The following is a 22,346-nucleotide window of genomic DNA, read 5'->3' on the forward strand; positions in this document are numbered from 1 at the left end:
TACCGGCCGCTCCCGCACCGCGCCGGGAGCGGCCGCCCCGCGCTGCCCGCACACCGCTCAGGGCGGCCCCCGATGAGTCTGCAGGCATCGCCCGAGGTCAACGCGATGATCTTCATCCTCACCGGGGAGAAGCTCATCGACGCCGACGAGGACCTGGCCTACGACAGCCGCACGCCCTACTCCGGGCTGGGCCGCAAACTCGACCGGCTGTCCTCGCTGATCGAGAAGTCGATCCACGACATCGCCGAGTCCATGCCGGACGACCTGGCCAAGTCGTACGCCAAGGCGATGGGCATGCTCATCGACGACGGCGGCAAGAACTACCTGCGCGAGTTCGCCGAGCAGCTCGACAAGATCGCCGAAGGCCGGCGCAAGACCTCCATGGACATCATGGAGTCCAAGTGGCAGGTCATCGCCGAGGTCATCCGGCTGCTCATCGAGATCGCCATCTACCTGGCGATGTCCTTCTTCACCGGCGGCGCCTCGGCCAGCCAGATCATGATGGCCAAGCTGCGCAGCCGCTTCATGATCCTCACCACGCTCAGCCATCTGCTGCAGCGGCTGCACCTGGCGCCGTCCCTGACGGAGGCCTTCGCCGAGGCGTTCACCACCTTCGCGGTGCGGCTGGCGATGATGAACTTCGCCCCCAACGGCCGCCGCCCCGACGGCTTCGACTGGAACGACATCCTCAAGTCCGCCGCGTTCGGCGCCGCCGCGGGCCTGTTCACCAGCATCTTCGACGACTTCGCCAAGAGCATCGTCAAGAGCTACGACCACAACTTCCTCAAGAACGGCCCCGACGGCAGCTTCAAGAACCCCCCGAACCTCGACCTGAAGACCGGTCCCGGCCCCCATCTCGACCACACACCGAAGGACCGTCCCGGCCCGGATCCGTCGCCGAACGGCCCCTCCCCGAACGGCCCGACCCCGCACCGCGACACCCCGACCACCTTCCGGGACGGCCCCCTCTCCTTCCGGAACAACCCCACCCTGTGGCGCAACAACCAGCTTCTGCGCCACAACGCCGACCGGCCGGGCGCGCTGGCCGGCCACTACGGGCTGAAGGGCACCGCCGACTTCCTCGCCGCCGGCTCCGGCGAAGCCCTCGCGGAGATCCTGATCAAGGGCGCCTTCGACGGCGACTGGTCCACGAGCTGGTCGACCTTCGTCGGCGCGGGCATCAGCAGCCAGGTCGAGGCGACCCTCACGGACATCGCCATCAACAGCGGCGCGGAACTGCGCCACGCCATCGACAAGTTGCGCGTCCAGCCGCCCACGGTTCCGGGCGGCGGCCACGACACCACCGATGCCACACGCTCCCGCGACGGCAAGGGCGAGGGCGACCGCACCGGCGGCTCCTCCCAGGACGCCCCCGGCGGCGGCACCTCCACGCCCGCTCCCACGCCAACCACCGGCTCGGACACCCTGGACGGCAGTCTCTCGCCGTCCGCCGATTTCACCGCGGGCTCGCCCCCGCCGCCGTACACGAGCGTCGACCCACCGGCGTACTCCCCCGGCCCGCTGCCGGTGACCGCGGCCGAGAACGCGCTGTGGCAGCAGGTCCACCACGGCACACCCGAGATACGCGAACAGGCGCTGCGCGACATCGCCGCGCTTCGCGGCACCCAGTCCCCCGGCAGCACCGAGATCGGCGTGCGCGACGCCCTGCACGACAGCTTGGCGCAGCGGCCTGAGGTGCGGGTGGTGCCGACGGGGAACAGCCCGACCGCTCAGATCGACACCGATGACGTCCGCCGTGCCCTCGACTCGCTCGGAGTGCCGGTCACCGTCGACGCGCCGCTGTCCGGCGACATCACGCTCGCCGCGGACACCCCGGCCAGCCAGGATCAGGTGAGCCGAGACAGCCAGGACAGCCGGACCAGCGGGGTCAGCCAGGATCAGGCGCAGACGCCTCCGCCCCAGACGGCGACCGGTCCCGCCGCCACCAGCTCGCCCACCTCCGGCGCACAGACCGCTGCTGCCACGCAGAACGCCACCGGCACCGGCACCGCCACCGGCACCAGCACCAGCACCAGCACCAGCACCGGAGCCGGAGCCGGAGCCAAGCCGGGCGGCGTCACCACCGGAGGCACATCGGCACCCGCCTCCTCGTCGTCCCAGGACGCCCGTACACCGGACGGCCTCGCGTCCGCAGCGCCAAAGGTGACGACGACCAGCTCCTCCGACACCGCCCCCTCCCCCGGCGACGTACTCACCACGCCGGAGAACCACGCCACGGCAGCCGACTCCGCCGACAAGGAGCTCGGGGGGCCCGTCCTCACCGAACCCACCCCGTCACCGCTCACCGTCGTCGTCTCCGAGCAGCCGCCGCCGGTGCAGGGATCGCCCGAAGCCGCAGTCCTGCTGGACGACGCCGGCACCGACCGGGCCGTCGTGCTCGGACCGCCGAGCTCGACGGACGCAGCGGGGCGTCCGGTACGCGCGGCCGTCGAGCTCACTCGCGAAGGACCGGGCCAGCCCGTCCAGGTACGCAAGCTCGCGAGCCCGCCGCCCACCGCCGCAGCGGACACGCACCTGGACGCGGACACCAACGCCGCCTTCCCCGGCTCCGACGTGCTGCTGCCGCTCGCCGACGCCCTCGGGGCACCCGCACCAACCGGCCCCACGCCCCGGCCCGCCACCGAGAGCGGACCGAAACTCCCCACCACCACCTCGGACAGCGCCGACAGCACACCCCCGCCGAGCGAGAAGCCTCTCCGCACCGAGTCGACGTCCCCGGCCACGGACCCCGTGGCGGCCAAGGTGCTGTCCGAGGCCAAGTCCCCGGCACCTGGCACCCGGACGACGGTGGACACCGCCCTCGACCTCCCCGCCGCGGCCAAGCTCGCCACCCTCTCGCGCCCGTGGGCGGAACCCGCCACCGGCCTCCACCTGGAATCCGGCGACGGCACCGCCCCACCCCCGCCAACGACAACACCCACGACACCGACGACACCGACGACACCGACGACACCGACGACACCGGACAACGAGCCCTCCCAAGCCCCCGCTCCCGCCACCCCGGCGCCCGCGCGGGTCATCGTGCGGCCTGCGGAGGGCACAGGCGGCGCAGCCGACAGCACGACGACGCGGCCCCAGGGACAGCAGGTCGTCACCACCCTCACCGGCCACACCGTGCCCGTCACGCAGCTCCGCCGCTGGGTGTCCGACACCACCACACAGCCACAACCCGGCCGCGCCGTACGGACGTTGACCATTTCGCAGAGCCCGACCGAGGACGGGACGGCGCACAGCGAAGGGCGCCGCGCGCTCCTCGGGCAGGACACCTTCCGTGGCGTGCGCACCATCTCCACTCCCGTCTCCACTCCCCCTCCCCCGGCCCCGGATCCCGAGGCCACACCCGACGTGCCCCGGACCGTCTTCACGGGCCCGCCCACCCCGCTGCCCGGCTCCGGCACCGAGGGCGGCGCCGACTACTTCGCCGGGCACGGCACTTCCCGTACCGTCACGCTCGGCACCGAGCTTGCCGCGCACCCCACCGTGAAGGTGAGCGGCGTCCAGCTCGGCGAGGTCCTCAAGTCCTGGTCGCGGGACGGCGATACGAACCGGCCCATCGTCCTGTTCTCCTGTGAGACGGGACGGCAGCCGCAGATCGCCGGCCTGCCCGTCGCCCAGCACGTCGCCAACCGCACCGGGCGGCCGGTGTACGCCCCGACCACCGAGGTCGGCACCGCCCGCGACCGCGACGGCAACGTCCGCGCCGTTCTGACCGAGGGTCCCGAAGGGCCGGGCCGCTGGCGGCTGTTCACTCCCGAACCCACCGGCGCCCGCCTCGACCAGCTGGCCCGCGACGCCGGACTGCACACCGGCCCCGAACCGGCCGACGCCTTCACGCTCGCCCGCACTCTCCAGCAGATCCGCACGCTGCGGGACGCACTGGGCCCGGGCGCCGAGCAGCGCCCGGAGAATCGCGAGTTGCTCGCGGGTCTCGCCCTGGTGGACAGCCTGCGCTGGCGCAGCCCCGACACCGCGCCCCGCTACGGCGACGGCCGCATGACTCCTGACCTGCTCCGCCGGATGGTCACCGACTGGAGCGGTACCACCGAGAACCCCGGCACCGGCCCCGCGAACGGGCCCACCCGCGAGCAGTACACCCGGTTCCTGCGCGCCGCGGCCGGCCTGCGCTCCGCCTCGGGCCCCGATGCCACACTCGACACCCTGCTGCCTCCGCCGCCGCCCGCGCTCCCGCCCACCACCCTCGTCTCGCCGCAGGACGTGCACGGACTGGCCTACGCGCCGTCCGCGCAGATCACCTGGTCGCTGTCCGACACTCCGCTGCCGCTCTCCGAGCTGGCCCTCAGCCCGGAGGACACGGCCGAACTCGCCCGTCGCAGACCCGACCTGGCCCCCACCCCCGGCCGGGCGGAAAGCCTCGCCGAGGACCTGACCCTCAGCAAGGCGGGTACCGGGCCCGCCCTCACGGTGCACGCCGACGGTCACGCCTTCACGCGACTGGACACGCCCGGCGGCGGCAACTGCCTCTTCAGGGCACTGCTCGACAGCGCCCGCAGCCGGCCGGTTCCGCCCGCGTGGGCGGCGCGGAACATCGCAGGCCTGCGCCGGCTGCTGCGCGACCGGATCGCGAACACCGAGCTGGGCCATGCCGCCGCCCTGGCGTTCCCGGACCCGGTGTACTCCGTCGTGGACGATCTGCGGATGCGGGCCCTGGCGGGGGTGGACGACGCCGACGAGCGCGCGCGCATCACCGCCGAGTGGAACGACATCGCCCGAGCCGTCGTCACCCGGGGCGACCCCGAGAGGTGGCGGCAGCTGCTGCGCGCCGGCGACTACCCCCAGCTCGCCGACATCGCCCCCACGCCGGCCGAGGCCCGCCGCCTCGGCCCGGGCGCCCTGGTCGCCGCGGCCGCCGAACACCCCGGCCTGTGGGCCTCGCCCTTCGCCGACCTGCTCCCGGAAGCCCTGGCCCACACCCTGGACCTGGATCTGCGGCTGGTGCAGCCCGACCCGCGCACGGGCGGCTCGACCGTCACGTCGCTGCACCCCGGCGGCAGCGGCGGCACCCTGCACCTGGCGTACAACGGCACCGACCACTTCGACGCCCTGCTCCCGACCCCGACCACGACACCGCCTCCACCCGTGGCGGACCCGGCCGCGTCCGAGGCCCCGGCCACCGCGTCCCCGCTCCCGTCCCCGCTCCCGCAGGATCCGTCGCAGGAGGTCCCCCAGGTCTCCGTCGGGGCGGACCTCACCGGGCAGGACTCCGGCGGCACCAAGCCGGTCGAGCAGACGACGGACGACAGCCCCGAGGAGACCGAGACGCCCGACCGTGGCGATCCGGTCCCGTTGGAGACCCAGCTCGAACGACACCGCCCCGCCCGCCTGATGACCGGCCCGGACGCCCCGCCGCCGGGCCCGGCGCCGCGCACCGTCACCTTCGCCGACGGCAGTCGGCTGCCCGCCGTCCTGCTCCACCCCGACGGCGACCCCGGCGACGGCACCCCGGCCGACGGACCGGCACGGACCGGCCCCACCGGACTCTTCAACGGCCCCGGCGTCACCACACTCCGCTCGCCCGAGCTGGTGGCCCGGCAGATCATCGGGGCCCTGCCCAAGAACCTGCGCGCCCGCTTCGACGAGGCGGAACTGCTGCGCCTGCTGACCGACCAGCCCAGCGTCTTCACCGCCCCGCGCGGTGCCCGGCTCGTCGGGCGCGAGAAGTCCGGCGTCGGCCTGGAGATGACCGTCGAAGCCGTCCCCTACCACCGCTGGGAACGCTTCTCCGACGTCAACGGCGGCACGACACGCCTGGACACCATGCGGCGCGGCCAGGCGGGCACCGGCGGAGGACGCAGCGTCGGCTTCGGCCGCCGCATCGCCGGCGCGCTCAGCATGGGCCCCCCGCTCAACTGGCTGCTGAAGATCGGCGTCTCCCTGGGCTGGACCCGCAGAACCGACTACGCCCAGGGCACCCAGGCGTACAACCAGACCGAGTGGCGCGCCCACGAGGGCTCCCACCTGCACCTAGACGACGTGTACTACCGCGTACGCGTGGACCGCGTCACCGAGGCCCCGAAGACCGCCGCACCGCCGGACGCGACCGGCGAGCCCGGCTCCGCCGCCCCGCGCCCGGCGTGGCGGCGCACGCAGGTGCACTCGGCCGGCTTCGGCATGCGCGACGGACTGAGCTGGCGGCTGCCGGACGACCTCACCGTGCCCTTCCAGGGCCCGCGCCGCGCTCCTCGCACGCTCAGCTTCCCGGACGGGACGGAGCCGCGGGTCACCGACATCACCGGCCTGCACCTGATCGACCCGCCGGAGGACATCGCACTGGCGATCTCCACCGCCCGGCCCGGCAGTTCCGCGCACCGCACGGTGGTCTCCTATGTCCGCCCCACCCGGCTGCTCGCCCTGTTCGGGCGGATGACGGGCCCGGTGACCGGGCCCGAGCTGACCCGCGGCAGCGGCCAGCATCCGCTGGGCCACCTGATCGTCGAACGGTCGGTGCCGCACCGGGCCACCCTGGTCACCGAGTCGGTCAAGGCGGAACTGCGCGACCTCACCCAGACCACCTACCAGAACGAGCGCGGGCACGTCCGCGACACCCGCTTCGGCGTCCAGGTCACCGCGGGCCCCAACTACACCCTCGTGGGCCCGGAGACGGACGTACGCCTCCAGGGCGGGCCGCTGGTCCGCGCCGACCTCACCAGCGGGCGCGGCCACTACCTCGGCGCGGACGCGGCCCGCAAGACCACCGGCCGGATCCGCAACCACCCGATGGCGCTGTACCGGGTCGAGCGCACCCTGATGGTGCGCATGCCCGGCGAGCCGGCGTCGGCGGCACGCCCGGTCCGGGTCGTCAGTCTGGACTGGATGGCCACGCAGGACGCGCGTCGCCTCGCGGGCTGGGACGCCCGCACGCCGGGCCGGACAGGACCTCACCCGGACGCCGAGCCGCCCGTGCCGTGGTACCTCACCCGGGAGAACCCCGTCCACCTCAGTGGCCAGGTCCGCGCGGAGGGCTTCCGCCCCGACCGTCCGCAGACCCTTCAGACCCTTCACTCCGGCGGCACCGGCCTGCCGCAGACGCAGAACGAGACCCAGGCGCGACCCCGGCCCGGGACCGAGGCACAGCCGCAGCCACGACCCGGCTCGCAGAACCGGCCGCCGGCCCCGCAGGACCCCGCCCAGCCACAACCACAACCACAGCCCCAGGCCCAGGCCCAGGCCCAGATCCAGGCTCAGACCCCGCTGCAGGACACGGCTCAGCAGCCCGCGCCGCCGGACCCCATGCGTGCCTTCACGGACGCCGTCCTCGACACCCTGTACCGCTCCTACCCGTCCCTGTTCGTCCCGCCGCTGATGCTGCGTCACCCGCGGCTGGCCAAGTTCTGGTACGGCGACGGCCGGATGCGCACCGCGCTGCACAACGACCGTCAGATCCGGGAAGCCCTCAACCGGCCGAGCCTGGCGCAGAGTTTGGACGACCTGACCACCACCGGCGTCCCGGTCACCCTCACCGAGGACGGCAAGGTCCGCCGCGGCCACCACACCCTCATCCTGCGGGCCCGGCTCAGCGACCGGCAGTTCGAGACCACCATGAGCGAGCGCTCCCTGCGCAACGCGGTCATCGGCACCGAGATCTCCGGCCAGGGCCAGCAGGCGTCCGTCACGCTCTCGGGCGGTGTCGAACTCGGTATCTCCCCGCGCGACCACGACAAGGTGCCCGAGGCCGGACTGCCCCGCCAGACCGGCAACGTCACCCTCGGCGCCCGCTACGCCAAGACCGAGCAGAAGGCCACCCGGAACACCGTCGCCGTCGCCCATGACCACCTCACGTTCCAGAACGGCGCCGACCTCTACAGCTACCGCGTGGAACTGGGCGCCACCTTCGAAGGACACCGCCGCCCCCGGGGCTGGGCGCGCCTGGCCACCGTCGGCCTGCTCGGCGCCGGCGTCTTCGTCAGCAAGGTCGAGGAACGGCCCCTGTTCGCCCAGGGCAGCGAGACCGTGGGCCGGGTGGAGCTCGCCGTGCCCGCCGCCCACGGCTCCGAACGCCACGCCCCCGCCGATCCGCCGCCCGGCCGGCCCGCGCCCGCTCCCACGACCGGCGCGCCACGCCGGCTCTCCAGCACCGAGGCGGACCAACTCCTCGACGGCGCCCGCCCGTTGTCCCGCGTGGACTCCGCCGACCAGCGCCTCACCCTCAAGCTGCTCAGCGCACCCCACGTCGTCCTCAGCACCGAGGGCGGCCCGCAGCGCCAGCAGCTCATGCAGGACACCGCCGACCGGGCCACCGGCTCCTCCTGGCACGTCGGCGCGCCCGGCGCCCCGGCCCGCACGGCACTGCGCCGGGCCATGGCCAACCTCAGTGTGGCCGGGCAACTCGGCCAGTACCTGGGCCCGTTCGGTTCCCGCATCGCCGGTCTGACCGGCGCGGGACCGCTGCAGACCCACTACCTCAAGGCCGCGATCCGCGGCGAACTGCACAACCTGCGCGTCAAGAGCGACCCCAAGCCGGCCAGCCTGGAAGCCACCATCGGCAACGAGCACCGCGTCCTCGGCAGCGCCAGCACCGTCGCGCACGCCACCCTCGGCCTCCAGGGCTCGGACATGCCGCTCCAGCAGGCCCCCGGGCAGCAGCCGGTGGTCGGCAGCTACTCGACCGCCCTGCAGTACGCCTGGGGCCGCGGCCGCAGCATGGCGCAGACCCTCACCCGGGGCCGCAACACCACCCTCACCTTCGCCGGGCGCATGTACCTGGTGGTCGCCGACGCCGTCGAGACCGTCGCGGTGCGCGACCGCTGGACGGCCGCGATGGGCCTGGCCGGCACCCGCGCAGGCGGCAGGATCAGCTCCGCCGCCGGACGCCTGTCGGAGCACCTCGGCCGCCGGCTGGCCCCCCGCCGGGCCGCCGCAGCGCTCCAGCGCGTGCGCGACGCGGTGATGTTCCACCTGCCCATGCAGGACGCCATCGAGGCCGGACTCGCCCCGGACGGCCTGGGCACCGCCACCCCGCGCAACCTCGGCGGCGGTTACCGGCTGCCCGGCTTCCTGCGCGGCCGGCGCTTCCCCACCCATCCCAGCGGCCGGCTCGACGCGAGCCGTGCCGCGCAGCACCTGCTGCCCCAGCTCGAGAAGATCGGCGTACCCTCCCACGACCGCGAACAGGTCCTGCAGCGGCTCTCCCCCGACTTCCTCCGCGCCCATCTGCACGAACTGACCACCGACGGCATGACCCTGCCGGTGCGCCACCGCACCTGGCGGAGCCCGCACCACCTGCCGGTCGGCGGCAGCCCGGCCCAGCTCCACTTCAAGCTGACCCCGGTCACCACCACCGTCGAGCGGCTGCGCACCGGCTTCGAGCTGGAGGACTACCGCACCATCGCCCGCGACACCGCCACCGCCGTGTCCCAGGACCGCGGCGCCGACGTGACGCTCAGCGGCGGCCAGCGCGCCGCGGGCGACAGCGCCAACGTCCTGACCGCGAGCCCCTCGGCGCAGGGCACCGCGGCCAAACAGCGCTCCAGCGCCCGCACCGAGACCCACGGCAGCACCGCGATGCCGAACATCGCCACGACCCAGGCGCACGCCGAGATCGTCACCAGCTACGTGCTGACGGTCACCATGACCGACGTGAGCGGCACGCCCCTCGCCCCCCGGGTCGGCGCCGCGGTCGGCACCCTCAACGAGATCCTCCCGGCCAGCCTGCTCACCCCGAACGGCGACGGCTCCGACACCGCGCTCACCGAGCAGGAGGTGCCCGAACCCGAGCGCGCGGTCACGCTGCTCACCGCCGACCGGGCCCGCCCCGAGGCCATCGCCGCCTGGCGCACGACCACCAGCACGGGCACTGGCACCAGCACGGGCACCAGCACCAGCACCAGCACCAGCACGGGCACTGGCACCGGCACCGGCACCGGCACCACGACAGGCCCGGACACCGCCGACCTCCACACCCCCGACTCCGACGTCCTCCCCTTCGACGACCGCATCGGCTCCGGCATCCTCGCCGTGGACATCCTCGGCGCGGCCAACGTGCAGGACGGCCTCACCCTCGCCACCGCCCGCGCCGACGGCTTCGGCGACAGCGACCTCGGCCGCCGCCACAGCGGTGACCTGCTCGCCGCCCGTGTGCGCTTGGCCCGCCTCACCCCGCTCACCGGCCTGGGCACGGCCCCCGCCCAGGCCCAGTTGGAGGCCACCTCCCAAGGCGGCCTGACCGCGGGCTTCCGCGAGGCACTCGGCCCCGACGGCTCGCCCCTGCCCACCCAGTCCTCCGCCCGCCTCCTCGGCCAGTCCCACACCGCCGACTCCCGCCTCTACGCGAAGATGCACCGCACCGGCGCCCGTCTGCTCGCCGTGGAGAACAAGCCGCGCATGGAGGCCATGCAGCGCCGCAAGACCTCCGACGCCCTGGAAGCCGGCATCACCGACAACGTCGAGGGCGCGGTGGGCACCTCCCCGCTGGCGGGCAACAGCAACGCGGGTGTGACGAACCCCGGCGCCACGGTCCCCATCGGCGGCGCGAACGACAGCACCGCCCTCAAGGGCTCGGCGGACACCACCCTCGGCACCCATCTCAAGGTCGTCACCGACCGCAGCATGCTCTTCGCCGTCCCGGTGAGCTGGCTGGCGGTCTCCGAGGTGCACCACCAGGTGACCGACAGCCGCCCGCTGCACGCCCTCGGCAAGGCCCGGCGCGGCCCCCGCGCGGCGGAGGCCCGCACGACCGCCCTGGTCTGGCTGCGCGAGGACATCGCCCGCGACTACGGCCTCCTCGACGACACCACCTACCCCGACGACGTGAGCGCCGCCTGGGACGCCCAGGCGAAAGCCGCCGCCGACCTGGCCACGGCCGAACAGCGCTACTACGACGCCCGCGCACGCGCCCGCGACACCTGGCTCGACCTCACCCCGCAGGAACAGGCAGCGCTCGGCGCCCCCTCCACCGACCCGGCCTCCGTGCCCACCTCACCGGCCGTCACCGCCTGGCAGGCCGCCCGAGACGAGGCCCGTCTCTGGGAGCAGCGCACCGACGCCGCCGCGGCGGAGCACCACCGCCTGCACCTCGCCGCGACCCGCCTCACAGCCCACCACCGCGGCCAGTCCACCACCCCGGCACCGGAACGGCCCGCCTACACCGAGCCGGCCTGGCGCTCCGAGGCACCCGTCCCCTACACCGTCAGCGCCGCAACCGACTCCACTCCGCGCATCCTCACCTCACCGGACGGCGCCACCGTGCGCGAGGTGCACGACGTGCCGCACGACGGCGCCTCGTTCTTCCACGCGCTGCTCGCCGTCGCGGCCGACCGGGGCCGACTGGCCCATCTGCTCGGGACCGACCTCGCCGACCGGTTCAGCGCCGCCCCCGGTGACCCCGCGATCACCGCCGAGGCCGTGGGCGCCGCACGCGACCGCCTCGCCTGGGCACTGGGCGAGGACAGCAATCACGACCTGCTCGACTCGCTCGCCCTGGACTCCGCCGACACCTTCACCCAGGACGAGATCGACACCGCCGGGCTTCAGTTCACCCCGGCCCAGCAGGCCGAGTTCGACGCGTTCGGACGTCTCCCGCAGACCTTCTGGCCCACCCCCGACCAGCGTGTCGCCCTGGCCGTCCTCGCCCTGTCCCGCCCGTTCGCGAGCGAACCACGGCAGGACACCGGCGCCCAGCCGGTGGACGGCGAGCAGACCCCGCCCGGCCGCCGTGCCGGCGACCACGGCGGCGCCGACCTGCTGCCCGCCCTCGCCGCCCGCGTCCTGGGCACGCCCCTCACCGTCGTCACCGGCGAAGGCCGCAGTCAGCTCTTCCTCCCGCACGGCACCGATCCGGCCACCGTACGACCGGCCACCGACCCGGTCCTGTTCGCCGCCGGCGACTTCTTCCACGCCGCCCTGCCCCCGGGCACCCCGCCCCCGGTCACCACACCACTGCCGGCCCCCGCCCTCACCACTCCCGGTACGGACACCGCCGCCCCGCGGCCCACCCCGCACCGCAGCCACTCCACGCCGCCCTGGATGCCGCCCGCCACAACCTCCGGCCCGCGCTACCGCCTCGACCGCGACGGCGTCCTCACCGCACCCGACGGCGCCACCTACACCCAGGGACCGCACACCGGCCGGGGCAACGGCTTCTTCGGCGCGCTCTCCACCGCCCTGCGCCAGGCCGCCGAGCAGCCCGGACTGCACCACCGCGAGGCAGCACGCCTGCGCACCCGCGCCGACGCCACACCCTCGCTGCTGATGCGACTCAACGGCCTGCCCGGCGACCCGGCCGAACGCGCCACGCTCTTCTCGCCCCCGCCCCTGCGCACCAGGCGGGGCGCCCCCGCACCGAGCCCCGAGGCCCTCGAAGGGCATCTGCGCCGGCACCTGTCCGAAGCCCCGTGGAGCCCTGAGGCCGACCGTGCGGTGGCGCGGTGGGCCGCCGCCGCGACCGGCACCACCATCACCCTGATCGAGGAGAACGGCACCGCCCACACCTACGCGGGCCCGTCCTCCGACAGCCCGCACCTGCGCCTGCGCCGCCGCGGCGGCGACGTCGTCCCCCTCCTGCCACGCACCCCGGCCCCTGAGCCGACCATCCAGGAGGAGGAAGAGGCGACCGACCTGAGCACGCTGTCCGGCACCGGCACGGCCACACCGTCCACGGCCGCGGAGCCGTTGCTGCGGCCGTTCAAGCTGGGCCGTTTCGAGTTCACGAACCTCAACCAGACGGACCGCTACCTCGACAAGGCCGTCCGCATCGCCGAACTGCTCGACGAGCACACCACGATCAGGAACTACATCGGCAACCGCACGGTCCGCATCACCCTGCGTCTACGGACGACGGAGACCCCGGCCGACGTCATCGACCGCGGCGACGACGGCGTGGACATCAACCTCGCCAGCTACTACTTCGAGAAGTACGACACCGGCTACATCATGGGCATGCTCGCCCACGAAATCGGCCTCCACCCCCTGGCGTCCCGGGACCCCGACATCCCCGAACAGGAGGAGGCCTACCAGGGCATGCCCCTGACCGTGCCGGGACTGACCGACCTCAACCCCCCGCGCGTGATGAACACCGAAACGGCAGGCCAGCGCGACCACATCATGGCCGCCTACCCCGCCACCATCCGCCACCGCCTCTACCGCAGCATCGTCATCGACATGGCCGACGTCCTCGCCCGCCGCGCCCGCGCCGGCGTCCCCGGCGCCAAAACCCAGGACGTCACCGATCTGTTCGACACCTACCTGATGGACCTCGCCTCCATCGCCGTCACCAGCGACTACCGACTCAACGCCGTCAAAGAACCCAACTACACCGCCCGCGTCTACAACGCCTACAAAGACCAACTACGCGACACCCTCGGCGACAACACCACCCTCAAAAACCTCCTGCCCTCCAACAAGACCCTGTTCGGCGTCGCCCGCAACTTCACCCAACTCGCCACCGCCATCGCCACCAACAACCGCGGCGACAGCATCCAGCAACCCACCGCATCCGCACCGGCCACCACCGGCGTCGTCGCGCCCCGTATGCCGCAATCCAACAACACCACGCCTGCCACAGCGGAGCCGGTCCTCGCCCCGTTCAAGTCGGGGAACTTCGAGTTCACCAACCTCAAGCACACGAACGAGAAGTACCGCGACAAGGCGATCCGCATCATCGAGCTGCTGCGCAGGCACGACACGATCCGCGACTACGTGGGTGATCGGACCGTCCGCATCACCCTGCACGTGCGGACGACGGAGACGCCTGCCGACGTGACCGACCGCGGCGACGACGGTGTCGACATCAATCTCGCGAGCTACTACTTCGAGAAGTACGACACCGGCTACATCATGGGCATGCTCGCCCACGAGATCGGCCTCCACCCCCTCGCCGGCCGGAACACGAAGATCCCCGAGGAGGAGGACCTCTACCGGGGCATGCCTCTGCTGGTCCCTGGCCTGGAGACGCTCAAGGAACCCCGCTTCATGAACACCGAGGGCGCCGGCCAGGACGACCACATCATGGCCGCCTTCCCTCACACCATCCGCCACGGGATCTACCGCGACATCGTCCTGACCATGGCCAACGTCCTCGCCGAGGACGCCCGCAACGGCGAGGAGGGCGCCAAGGCCAAGGACGTCACCGACCTCGTCGACACCTACCTGATGGACCTGGCCACCATCGCGGTGACCAACGACCGCCGTAAGGACGCGGCCTGGGAACCCCGCTACACGGCCAGGGTGTACAACGCCTACAAGGAGCAGTTCGCCGCGCAGTTGCCGGCCGACAGCCCCGTGCGGGACCTGCTGCCTGCGAACAAGAGCTGGTACAACGTCACCAACAACTTCCTCGGCCTCGGAGCCAGCTTCGCCTTCAACAACCAGGGCGACAGCATCCAGACCGCCCCACCGCAGCAGGGCGGCGACTCCGGCGGGACCCGCCCCCGCCTCGCCCCCGCGGCCGACAACCCGGCGCCGTCGCCCGCCGCATCCGGCACCGCCACCAGCACCAGCACCAGCACCAGCACCAGCACCAGCGACACTCCACCCCGCAGGGCTCGCGACCGGCGTCCGCGGTTCGTCGTCCGCTCGGGCTTCGACGCCCGCCGGTTCACCTACGACGGCGAACCCGTCACCGACCTCACCGTCCGCATCGCCCTGCGCGGCACGGACGACGATGCCGCCCGCGTCTTCGCCCAGCTCCAGGCGGGCGTGCACGAGTTCCTCAACGCCCCCGGCCACCTCCTCCCCGGTGGCGACCGCCTCCACATCACCGTCGAACGCGTCGACCCCGCCGCCGGAGCCGGCACCACCGGCAAGTCGCCGCACCTGACCGTGGACCTGGCCGGCCTCGACCGCACCATGGACCAGACGACCTGGTGGACCGACGCCGACCCCGTCCACCTGGTGCACGAGCTCACCCATCAGCTCGGTCTGCGCGACGAGTACCGCGACGCCGACACCCCGCACCGTCCCCACATCCCCGGCAGCCTCCTCGGCGCCCTGGAGGAGGCTCCCGAGGACGCCTCTCTCGCCGCGGCCGGTCTGCGCGGCCGTCATCTGCAGCTGCTGCAGGCACTGATCGGCGACGTCGAGCCCCTGCCCGGCTCCGGCGAGCAGGACACGGACCGGACCTGGGCGGAGACCCGAGGCGGAGCCACTGCGACCCCGCGCTCCGCCGTCTGGGTCGACCCCGTCTCCCTGCCCTCTGCCGACGCCCCCACGAGCGGTACACCGGCCACGGAAGTGCCGGCCCAGATGCCGCAGAACGCCGACCCCGGCCCCGACCCCGGCCCCGCTGCCCCGCAGCCGGTCGCCACCCCCTTCCGGTCGGGGAACTACGAGTTCACCAACCTCAGGCACACCGAGGGGAAGTACCGCGACAAGGCCGTCCGGGTCATCGAGCTGCTCCGGGAGCACCCGACCATCCGGGCCTACGTCGGCTCCCGTCCCGTCCGCATCACCCTGCACGTCCGCACCACGGAGACTCCCGCCGACGTACGGGACATGGGCGACGAGGGCGTGCAGATCAATCTGGCCAGCTACTACTTCGAGAAGTACGACACGGGCTACCTCATGGGCATGCTGGCCCATGAGATCGGCCTGCACCCGCTCGCCTCCCGCAACGGGAACATCCCCGACGAGGAGTCGATGTTCCAGGACATTCCGCTGCCCGTGCCGGGGCTGGCGGATCTGGCCACGCCCCGCACCATGAGCACCCGGGGCGCCGGGCAGGCGGACCACATCATGGCGGCCTTCCCCAGCAGCACGCGGCACGGCATCTACCGGACCATCGTCGTGGAGATGGCCGAGACCCTCGCCCGGCAGGCGCAGTCGGGAGAAGAGGGCGCGAAGGCCTCGGACGTCACCGACCTGTTCGACTGCTACCTCATGGACCTGGCGTCCATCGCGGTCACCAACGACTACCGGATGAACGCCGCGAAGGAACCCAACTACACGGCGCGGGTCTACAACGCCTACAAGGAGATGCTGGACGCCCGCCTGGCCGACAAGCCCGCCCTGAGGGCTCTGTTGCCGACGAACAAGAGCCTCTTCGGCGTGATCAACGACTTCCGTCGCATCGGCACCTACATCGCCCTGAACAACCGTGGCGACAGCATCCAGCAGACCGGCTCCCACTGAAGCCCACCTACCCGACCCGCCGTTCACGTACATAAACGTCGTGCACGTGGGTGTACTGGGCTCCGGTCGTGTGCCAGGCTCCCTGCTCGAAGGCGTCCTGCGTGTGATCAGGAGGTTGGCGAGATGGAGGGCATCGAGTCCGGCACCACCCCCGGAATCAGCAGACGCACGCTGCTCGGCAGTGCCGCGGCCGCGGCCGTCGCCGCCGGTGCCCTCGCGGGGAGCGGAAAAGCGTTCGCCGCGCCCGCCGCGCCCGCCGCTCCCGCCGCACCCGGTCATGTGCCGGAGCTGTGGGGCGAGTTCACGCGCGACCCGTACCGGCATCCGCAGATCCCGTTCGTCGGACGGGCGGGCTTCCGTGGCGGATCGCCGCGGCTGCCCCGCCGCCCGGTGGTCGCCGACGTCCGCGACTTCGGCGCCGTCGCGGACGGCCGCACGGACTGCGCCCCGGCCATCAACCGTGCCATCGCCGCCGCCGGAAGGGCCGGTGGCGGCACGGTCGTCATCCCGCCCGGCACCTTCCGCATCGACGACCTGATCCGCCTCGGCCGTTCCCACGTCGTCCTGCGCGGCGCGGGCAGCGACCGTACGACGCTGTACGCGGCGAAGAACCTCACCGAGCTCATCGGCGCGTACGGCTCCCGCTACGGCGGCGACAAATCGTCCTGGTCGTGGGCGGGTGGGCTCATCTGGCTGGCGCCCGAGGCCCGCTTCGCTTCCCTGACCTCCGCGATCAGAGCGCAGGCGTGGCCGTTCGAGGGCTGGACCGGGAACCGGCGTGACGAATGGCGGACGCTCACCGCAGTGACCCCCGCGCGCAGGGGCGACACGACGGTGACGGTGGCCGACCCGGCCACGCTGCGCCCCGGCGCGCTGGTGCTGCTCCGGCTCTCCGACGACGCCGGGCACACCCTGCTCAAGCGCATGGCGGGCGACGGCACCGGCCCCGATGGCTACACGTGGAGCGACAAGAGCAAGCTGCTGTCGTACGTGCCCTACGAGTGGCCCGTCCGCGTGACCCGGGTCAGGGGGCGGCGGGTGACCCTGGAGCGTCCCCTCCCGCTCGACCTGCGCCCCGAGTGGGAGCCGCTGCTCACCACGCACGTACCGGAGTTGACCGGCGCGGGCGTCGAGGGGCTGACCCTGGAGGTGGTGGAGACTCCGCAGCGGCCCCATCTGCTCGACCTGGGGTACAACGGCGTCGTGCTGCAGTGCGCGTACGACTGCTGGGTGGACGACGTGACGGTCCGGCACACCGACAACGGCTTCGGTCTGGTCGCCGCGTCCGCGTGCACCCTGCGCCGCACCCGTGTCACGGGGCGGGGCACCCACCACCCGTACTTCTGCCGCGATGGCTCACACGACAATCTGATCGAGGACTTCACCATCGAGGAGCGCACCACCCCGGCTCCCGGCGGCACCCAACTGCACGGCATCAATGTCGAGGGCCTGTCCTCCTACAACGTCTGGTCGAGGGGGGACATGCGGATGGGGACCTTCGACAGCCACCGCGGCATGCCCTTCGCCAACGTCCGCACCGATATCACGGTGCACAACAACGGCCGCCACGGCGGTGATGCCAGCGCCGGTCCCCTGTTCGGGGCCCGGTTCACCCACTGGAACATCCGTGTGACCAATGGGCGCGCGGGCCTGATGAAGATCGACGGACTGGCCCCGTTCTCCGCGACGGTCGGCATCAACGAGGTCCGTGAGTTCGACCAGATCGACGCGCCCGACTTCGCCGGTGACCTGCACAGCCGTCTGGAGCTGTACGGGACGACCGACGTGGTGCGTCCTCGCAATCTGTACGAGGCGCAGCGCGCCCGCGGCTCCGACCGGTGACGAAGCCCAGGACGAGCTGACCGGGCGGCGGGTGAGCGGGAAGGCCGGGCCCCCGGGGGCCCGGCCGCGTGGGTCAGGCCGCGTTCAGCGTCCACTTCTGGTTCGCCCCACCGGTGCACGTCCAGATCTGGGCGGGTGTGCCGTCGGCGGAGTTGTTGCCCGTGACGTCCAGGCACTTGTCCGCTCCGGTGTTGACGACGTCGTGGGTGGACGAGTTGTACGACCACTGCTGCGCCGAGGTGCCGTTGCAGGTGTAGAGCTGCACCCGGGCTCCGTCGGCCGTCGAGGCCCCGCTGACGTCCAGGCACTTGCCGAGAGCGCGGACCGTCCCGTCCGAACCGACCGTCCAGCGCTGGGCCGTCGAGCCGTTGCACCCGTACAGCTGCACCGCCGTGCCGTCGGCGCTGCTGCCGCCGGCGACGTCCAGGCACTTGCCGGCCAGCCCCACGAGGCTGCCCGTGGCGCCGCCCGGGTTGCCCGACGGCGTACCGGACCAGGTGAAGGTGGCGGTCGTGCGGGCGGGCAGTGTGTAGTGGAACGACTGGCCGCCCCAGTCGACGCGGACGGACCGGGCCGAGGCGCTGCCGTTGTGCGCGATCAGCGCCTTGGAGCCGTCCGGGTTGCGCCAGGCGACGTTGGGCACGGCGGTGCCGGCGGTGGAGGCGATCCGGTGTGCGCCGGGCCTGACGAACTTGGTGAGGTGGCCGGTGGTGTAGTACTCGACGGTGTAGTCCACCTGCCCGGCACGCGGCCCGCCCTCCTGGACGGTGATCAGACCCGTGCAGGTGCCGCAACCGCCGTTGTGCGGTCCCATGTTCTGGTTCAGGGCCAGGCTCCACTTGACCAGGCTGCTGCTCCAGTTGCGGGCGTAGTTGATGATGTCCGCCAGGTCCTCGTTGTGCTGGTTTCCGATCCAGGTGCCGCCGGAGTGCTCGGTGCTGAAGTGCCGTACGTTCGGGTACTGGTCGTGCACCTGGCTGCCCACGGCGGGGTCCCCGGCGTAGCCGTGCCAGGCGATGCCGCCGAAGAGGGGGTCGTTACGCACACCGGCGTCCGCCAGGATGGGGGCTCCGATGGTGGGGTAGTCCCCGTAGTTCCAGTCGTGCACGAGGACCTTGGTGTCGATGCCGGCCGCGCGGAAGGCCGGGTACACGTGGTTCTTCGTGAACTCGATCAGCCCGGAGGCGTTCCAGCTCATCCCGGGGTAGTTCATGGCGGTGGGGTTGCCGGCCTGACAGCAGTTCGGCTCGTTCTGCACCGAGAGGTAGTCGATGTCGACGCCGGCCGCCTGGTAGCTCTGGATGTACTTCACCAGGTACTGGGCGTACATGGGGTAGTACTCCCACTTCAGCCAGCCCATCTGGTCCATGCGGCCGTTGTCCTTCATCCAGCCCGGCGCGCTCCACGGCACGCCCTTGACGCGCAGCGCGGGGTTGAGCTGCTTGGCCTGGACGGTCAGCAGGCGGACGTTGGTGTCGTAGCCGTTGGCGCCGAAGTCGTTGAGGTCGCAGCAGGTGTCGTCGAGGGAGACGTGGCCGGGCCGGGACAGGTCCGAGGCCCCGATGGGGTTGCGGACGAAGGAGAGGCCGATGCCGTCCGTGGGGGAGAACAGGCGGCGCATCACGGTGTCACGGGTCGAGGCGCTGATCGCGCCGCCGCGCAGCAGGTGGGCGGTGGTGTCCGTGATGGAGGCGCCGCCACCTTCGAACTGCTGGTAGGTGGTGGACTCGTTGACGCTGATCGTCTGGTCGGCGCTGCCGCCGGGGGAGCCGAAGTTCACGGGGGTCTGCTGGGCGAGTCCGCGGGTGACGTTGCGGCCCGCCGAGTCCGACGTCGTGGTGAGCCAGACGTCGACGCGCTCCCCCGCCGCCGCGGCCGGTGCGGTCAGGCCGGGCCCTGTGAGCAGGGCCAGGGCCAGGAGCAGGACGGTCGTCGCTGCGCCGGGCCGCCGCCGGGCGGGGGTTCCGCGCGTGAGCGGGAGTCTGAGGAGCCGGGTCATGGCATGACCTCTCTGTGGGGGGTGCTCACCTTCACGCCTTGAAGGCGAAGACAAGGGACGAGTGCGGCGATCGGCACCGTCCAACTGCCTTAAGTTAAGGCCTGATTAAACTGACAGGGCATGAACCCGTCAATAAAGAGCGCCGAAGAAACAGTTCAGGGGCCGACCGTGGACTCGCGGACGACGACGGACGTGGGCAGCACGGCGGACGCCCTGGACGGCTCCTCGCCCGTCAACTGCGCGAGGAGCATCCGCGCCGCCGTCTCCCCCATGGTCCGCATGGGCTGATGGACCGTGGTGAGGGCGGGGTGGGTCAGGCCGGCCATCGGGATGTCGTCGAAGCCGATCACGGCCACGTCGTCGGGTACGCGCAGACCGGCCGCGCGCAGGGCCGCCAGAGCACCGATGGCGGCGAGGTCGTTGTGGGCGAAGACGGCGTCGAAGGTGTGGCCTTCGCCGAGGAGTCGACGCACGGCCGCGCGGCCGCCGGCCTCGGTGAAGTCGCTCTCCACCACGAGCGCGGGGTCCAGCGGGTGGCCGCCTTCGGCATACACGCCGCCGAAGCCGTCGAGTCGGTCACGGACGCAGCCGAAGCGCAGGGGCCCCGCGACGACGAGAGGCCTGTGCCGCTCCAGGGACAGCAGATGGTGTGCGGCCGCGGCACCTCCCTCACGGTTCTCCGCGGTGACGTGCGGGAATTCGGGATGGCGGCCGCGGTCGTCGATCAGCACGACGGGGAGCCCTTTGCGGTGCAGCGCCGTCAGCATGGCCAGGGTGTCCTCGGGCTCCACGGCGACCAGTCCGTCGAAGGCGCGGGCGGAGACCTGGCTGGTGAACCGTGCGACCGAGTCGGTGCCCCGGTTGCAGGTGAACAGCAGCAGCCCGAACCCGGCCTCCTCCACGGTGTCGACGACGCCCTGCAAGACCTCCCCCATCCACGGCCAGGTCAGCGAGGGCACCAGCATGCCGACCGTACGGCTGCTTCCCCGGGCCAGGCCCACCGCGCCCGAGCTGGGCACGTATCCGAGCCGCTCGATGACCTCCCGGACGTGGGCGCGTGTGGCGTGATCCACCTCGCCCCGCGTGTTGAGGACGCGGGAGACGGTCGTCTTGCTCACGCCCGCGATCCGAGCCACGTCCGCGATGGTGACCCGCATGACATACCTCCCCCGGCGGCCGGCTCCGACGGCAACACCCTATGCGGCGGCGCCGGGTCGACCGGCGCGCTCGGCCGTGGCGCCTCGCGAGCGGTGGAAGGGAGCACCGGGTGCCGGCGTCAACCGTTGAAGACGTCCGAGCTTCGGAATGTACCGATCACTACGAGAAGTATTGACGCCGACATGACAGTGCCGTTCACTCTCGCCAGACCCGGAACCGGTTCCGGAACCGGTTCCGGGAGACAGCCCCCACCACTTCCCTAGGAGGAGTGCTGTGCCGAAAGCTTCCCCCCGCCCGCCCACGGACCGTCCGCTGAGGCGACGCGCCTGGCCGACCGCCCTGGCGGCCCTGGCCCTGTTATGCGCCACCCTGTTCAGCGGCGCCGGTGCACCCCGGCCGGATGCGGACTCCACCGCACTCGACGCCGCGCCGCAGGCCGCTCAGGTGGTCCGCGTGGCGGAGTTCCTCGCCGAGTGCCCCTACAGCCACCGGCTCCCCGACGATCCGATCGTCTTCCCCGGCCTGCCCGGGGCGTCCCACATGCACAGCTTCTTCGGCAGCCGGGTGACCAACGCGCACACCGACGTCACCGACCTGCTCGGCTCGTCCTCGACCTGCGCTCCGGCGGTGGACACGTCGTCGTACTGGGTGCCCACGCTCTACCGCGACGACCAGCCCGTGGAGCCCACCGGCACGACCTTCTACTACCTGGGCGAGGGGGTGCGCGACGACGTCATCCAGCGCATCCGTCCGTTCCCTCAGGGGCTGCGCATCGTGGCCGGCAACGCCAAGTCGACCGGCGTCGACGACCCCACGTCGATCGCCCGTTGGTCCTGCCTGCACCATGGGGAGGTCAACCCCTCGAAGGACTTCGTGACCTGCCCGGCCGGATCGATGCTGGAGTCCTACCTGGACTTCCCGCAGTGCTGGGACGGCAGGAACCTGGACTCCGCGGACCACAAGAGCCACATGTCCTACCCGGTCAACGGAGCCTGCCCGGCCAGCCATCCCGTGCCGGTGCCGAAACTGCGCCAGGTCCTGCGCTACCCCGTCTCGGGGAGCACCCAGGGACTGCGACTGGCTTCCGGGCCCGGCTACACGATGCACGGTGACTTCTTCAACGCCTGGCCGGAGAACGAACTCGCCCGCCGGGTCACCACCTGCATCAACGCCATCGTCAAGTGCGGCGCGGACGGCAACCCCTCCTGATCCCTTCGAAGCCCCACCGATCAGCCCCGACACGGCG

Annotated in this window: 5 protein-coding genes; 3 read left to right on the forward strand and 2 right to left on the reverse strand. The window is 72.5% G+C overall.

Annotated elements, in window-relative coordinates; translation table 11 throughout:
• Positions 1–72 precede the first annotated feature (72 nt).
• Positions 73–16,101 (forward strand): WXG100-like domain-containing protein, encoded by a 16,029-nt coding sequence (locus CHR28_RS09585; protein WP_143655796.1) that lies wholly within the window; start codon positions 73–75, stop codon positions 16,099–16,101.
• 123 nt (positions 16,102–16,224) lie between these two features.
• Positions 16,225–17,943 carry a glycosyl hydrolase family 28-related protein gene (locus tag CHR28_RS09590; RefSeq protein WP_094053087.1) on the forward strand — a complete coding sequence of 573 codons (1,719 nt, stop codon included), beginning with the start codon at positions 16,225–16,227 and terminating at the stop codon, positions 17,941–17,943.
• Positions 17,944–18,016: 73 nt separating this feature from the next.
• On the opposite strand, the gene CHR28_RS09595 is transcribed toward CHR28_RS09590, so the two are convergent.
• Complete coding sequence (locus tag CHR28_RS09595; protein WP_094053088.1) at positions 18,017–19,942, reverse strand: lectin; 1,926 nt, start codon at positions 19,940–19,942, stop codon at positions 18,017–18,019.
• Positions 19,943–20,097: 155 nt separating this feature from the next.
• The gene (locus tag CHR28_RS09600) at positions 20,098–21,099 is read right to left on the reverse strand and encodes a LacI family DNA-binding transcriptional regulator (protein WP_094053089.1); all 1,002 of its coding nucleotides are present in this window, start codon (positions 21,097–21,099) and stop codon (positions 20,098–20,100) included.
• Between the two features lie 274 nt (positions 21,100–21,373).
• Between CHR28_RS09600 and CHR28_RS09605 the strand changes: the two genes are divergently transcribed.
• Positions 21,374–22,309, forward strand: a complete 936-nt coding sequence (locus CHR28_RS09605; RefSeq protein ID WP_094053090.1) for a DUF1996 domain-containing protein — start codon at positions 21,374–21,376, stop codon at positions 22,307–22,309.
• Positions 22,310–22,346 lie beyond the last annotated feature (37 nt).

The organism is Streptomyces sp. XY006 (assembly GCF_002237655.1).
Classification (GTDB): Bacteria; Actinomycetota; Actinomycetes; order Streptomycetales; family Streptomycetaceae; genus Streptomyces; species Streptomyces levis.

Bases quoted from the DNA above. Each gene is read 5' to 3' on its own strand.
- CHR28_RS09585 (WP_143655796.1), top strand. From the start codon at position 73: ATGAGTCTGCAGGCATCGCCCGAGGTCAACGCGATGATCTTCATCCTC.
- CHR28_RS09590 (WP_094053087.1), top strand. From the start codon at position 16,225: ATGGAGGGCATCGAGTCCGGCACCACCCCCGGAATCAGCAGACGCACG.
- CHR28_RS09595 (WP_094053088.1), bottom strand. From the start codon at position 19,942: ATGACCCGGCTCCTCAGACTCCCGCTCACGCGCGGAACCCCCGCCCGG.
- CHR28_RS09600 (WP_094053089.1), bottom strand. From the start codon at position 21,099: ATGCGGGTCACCATCGCGGACGTGGCTCGGATCGCGGGCGTGAGCAAG.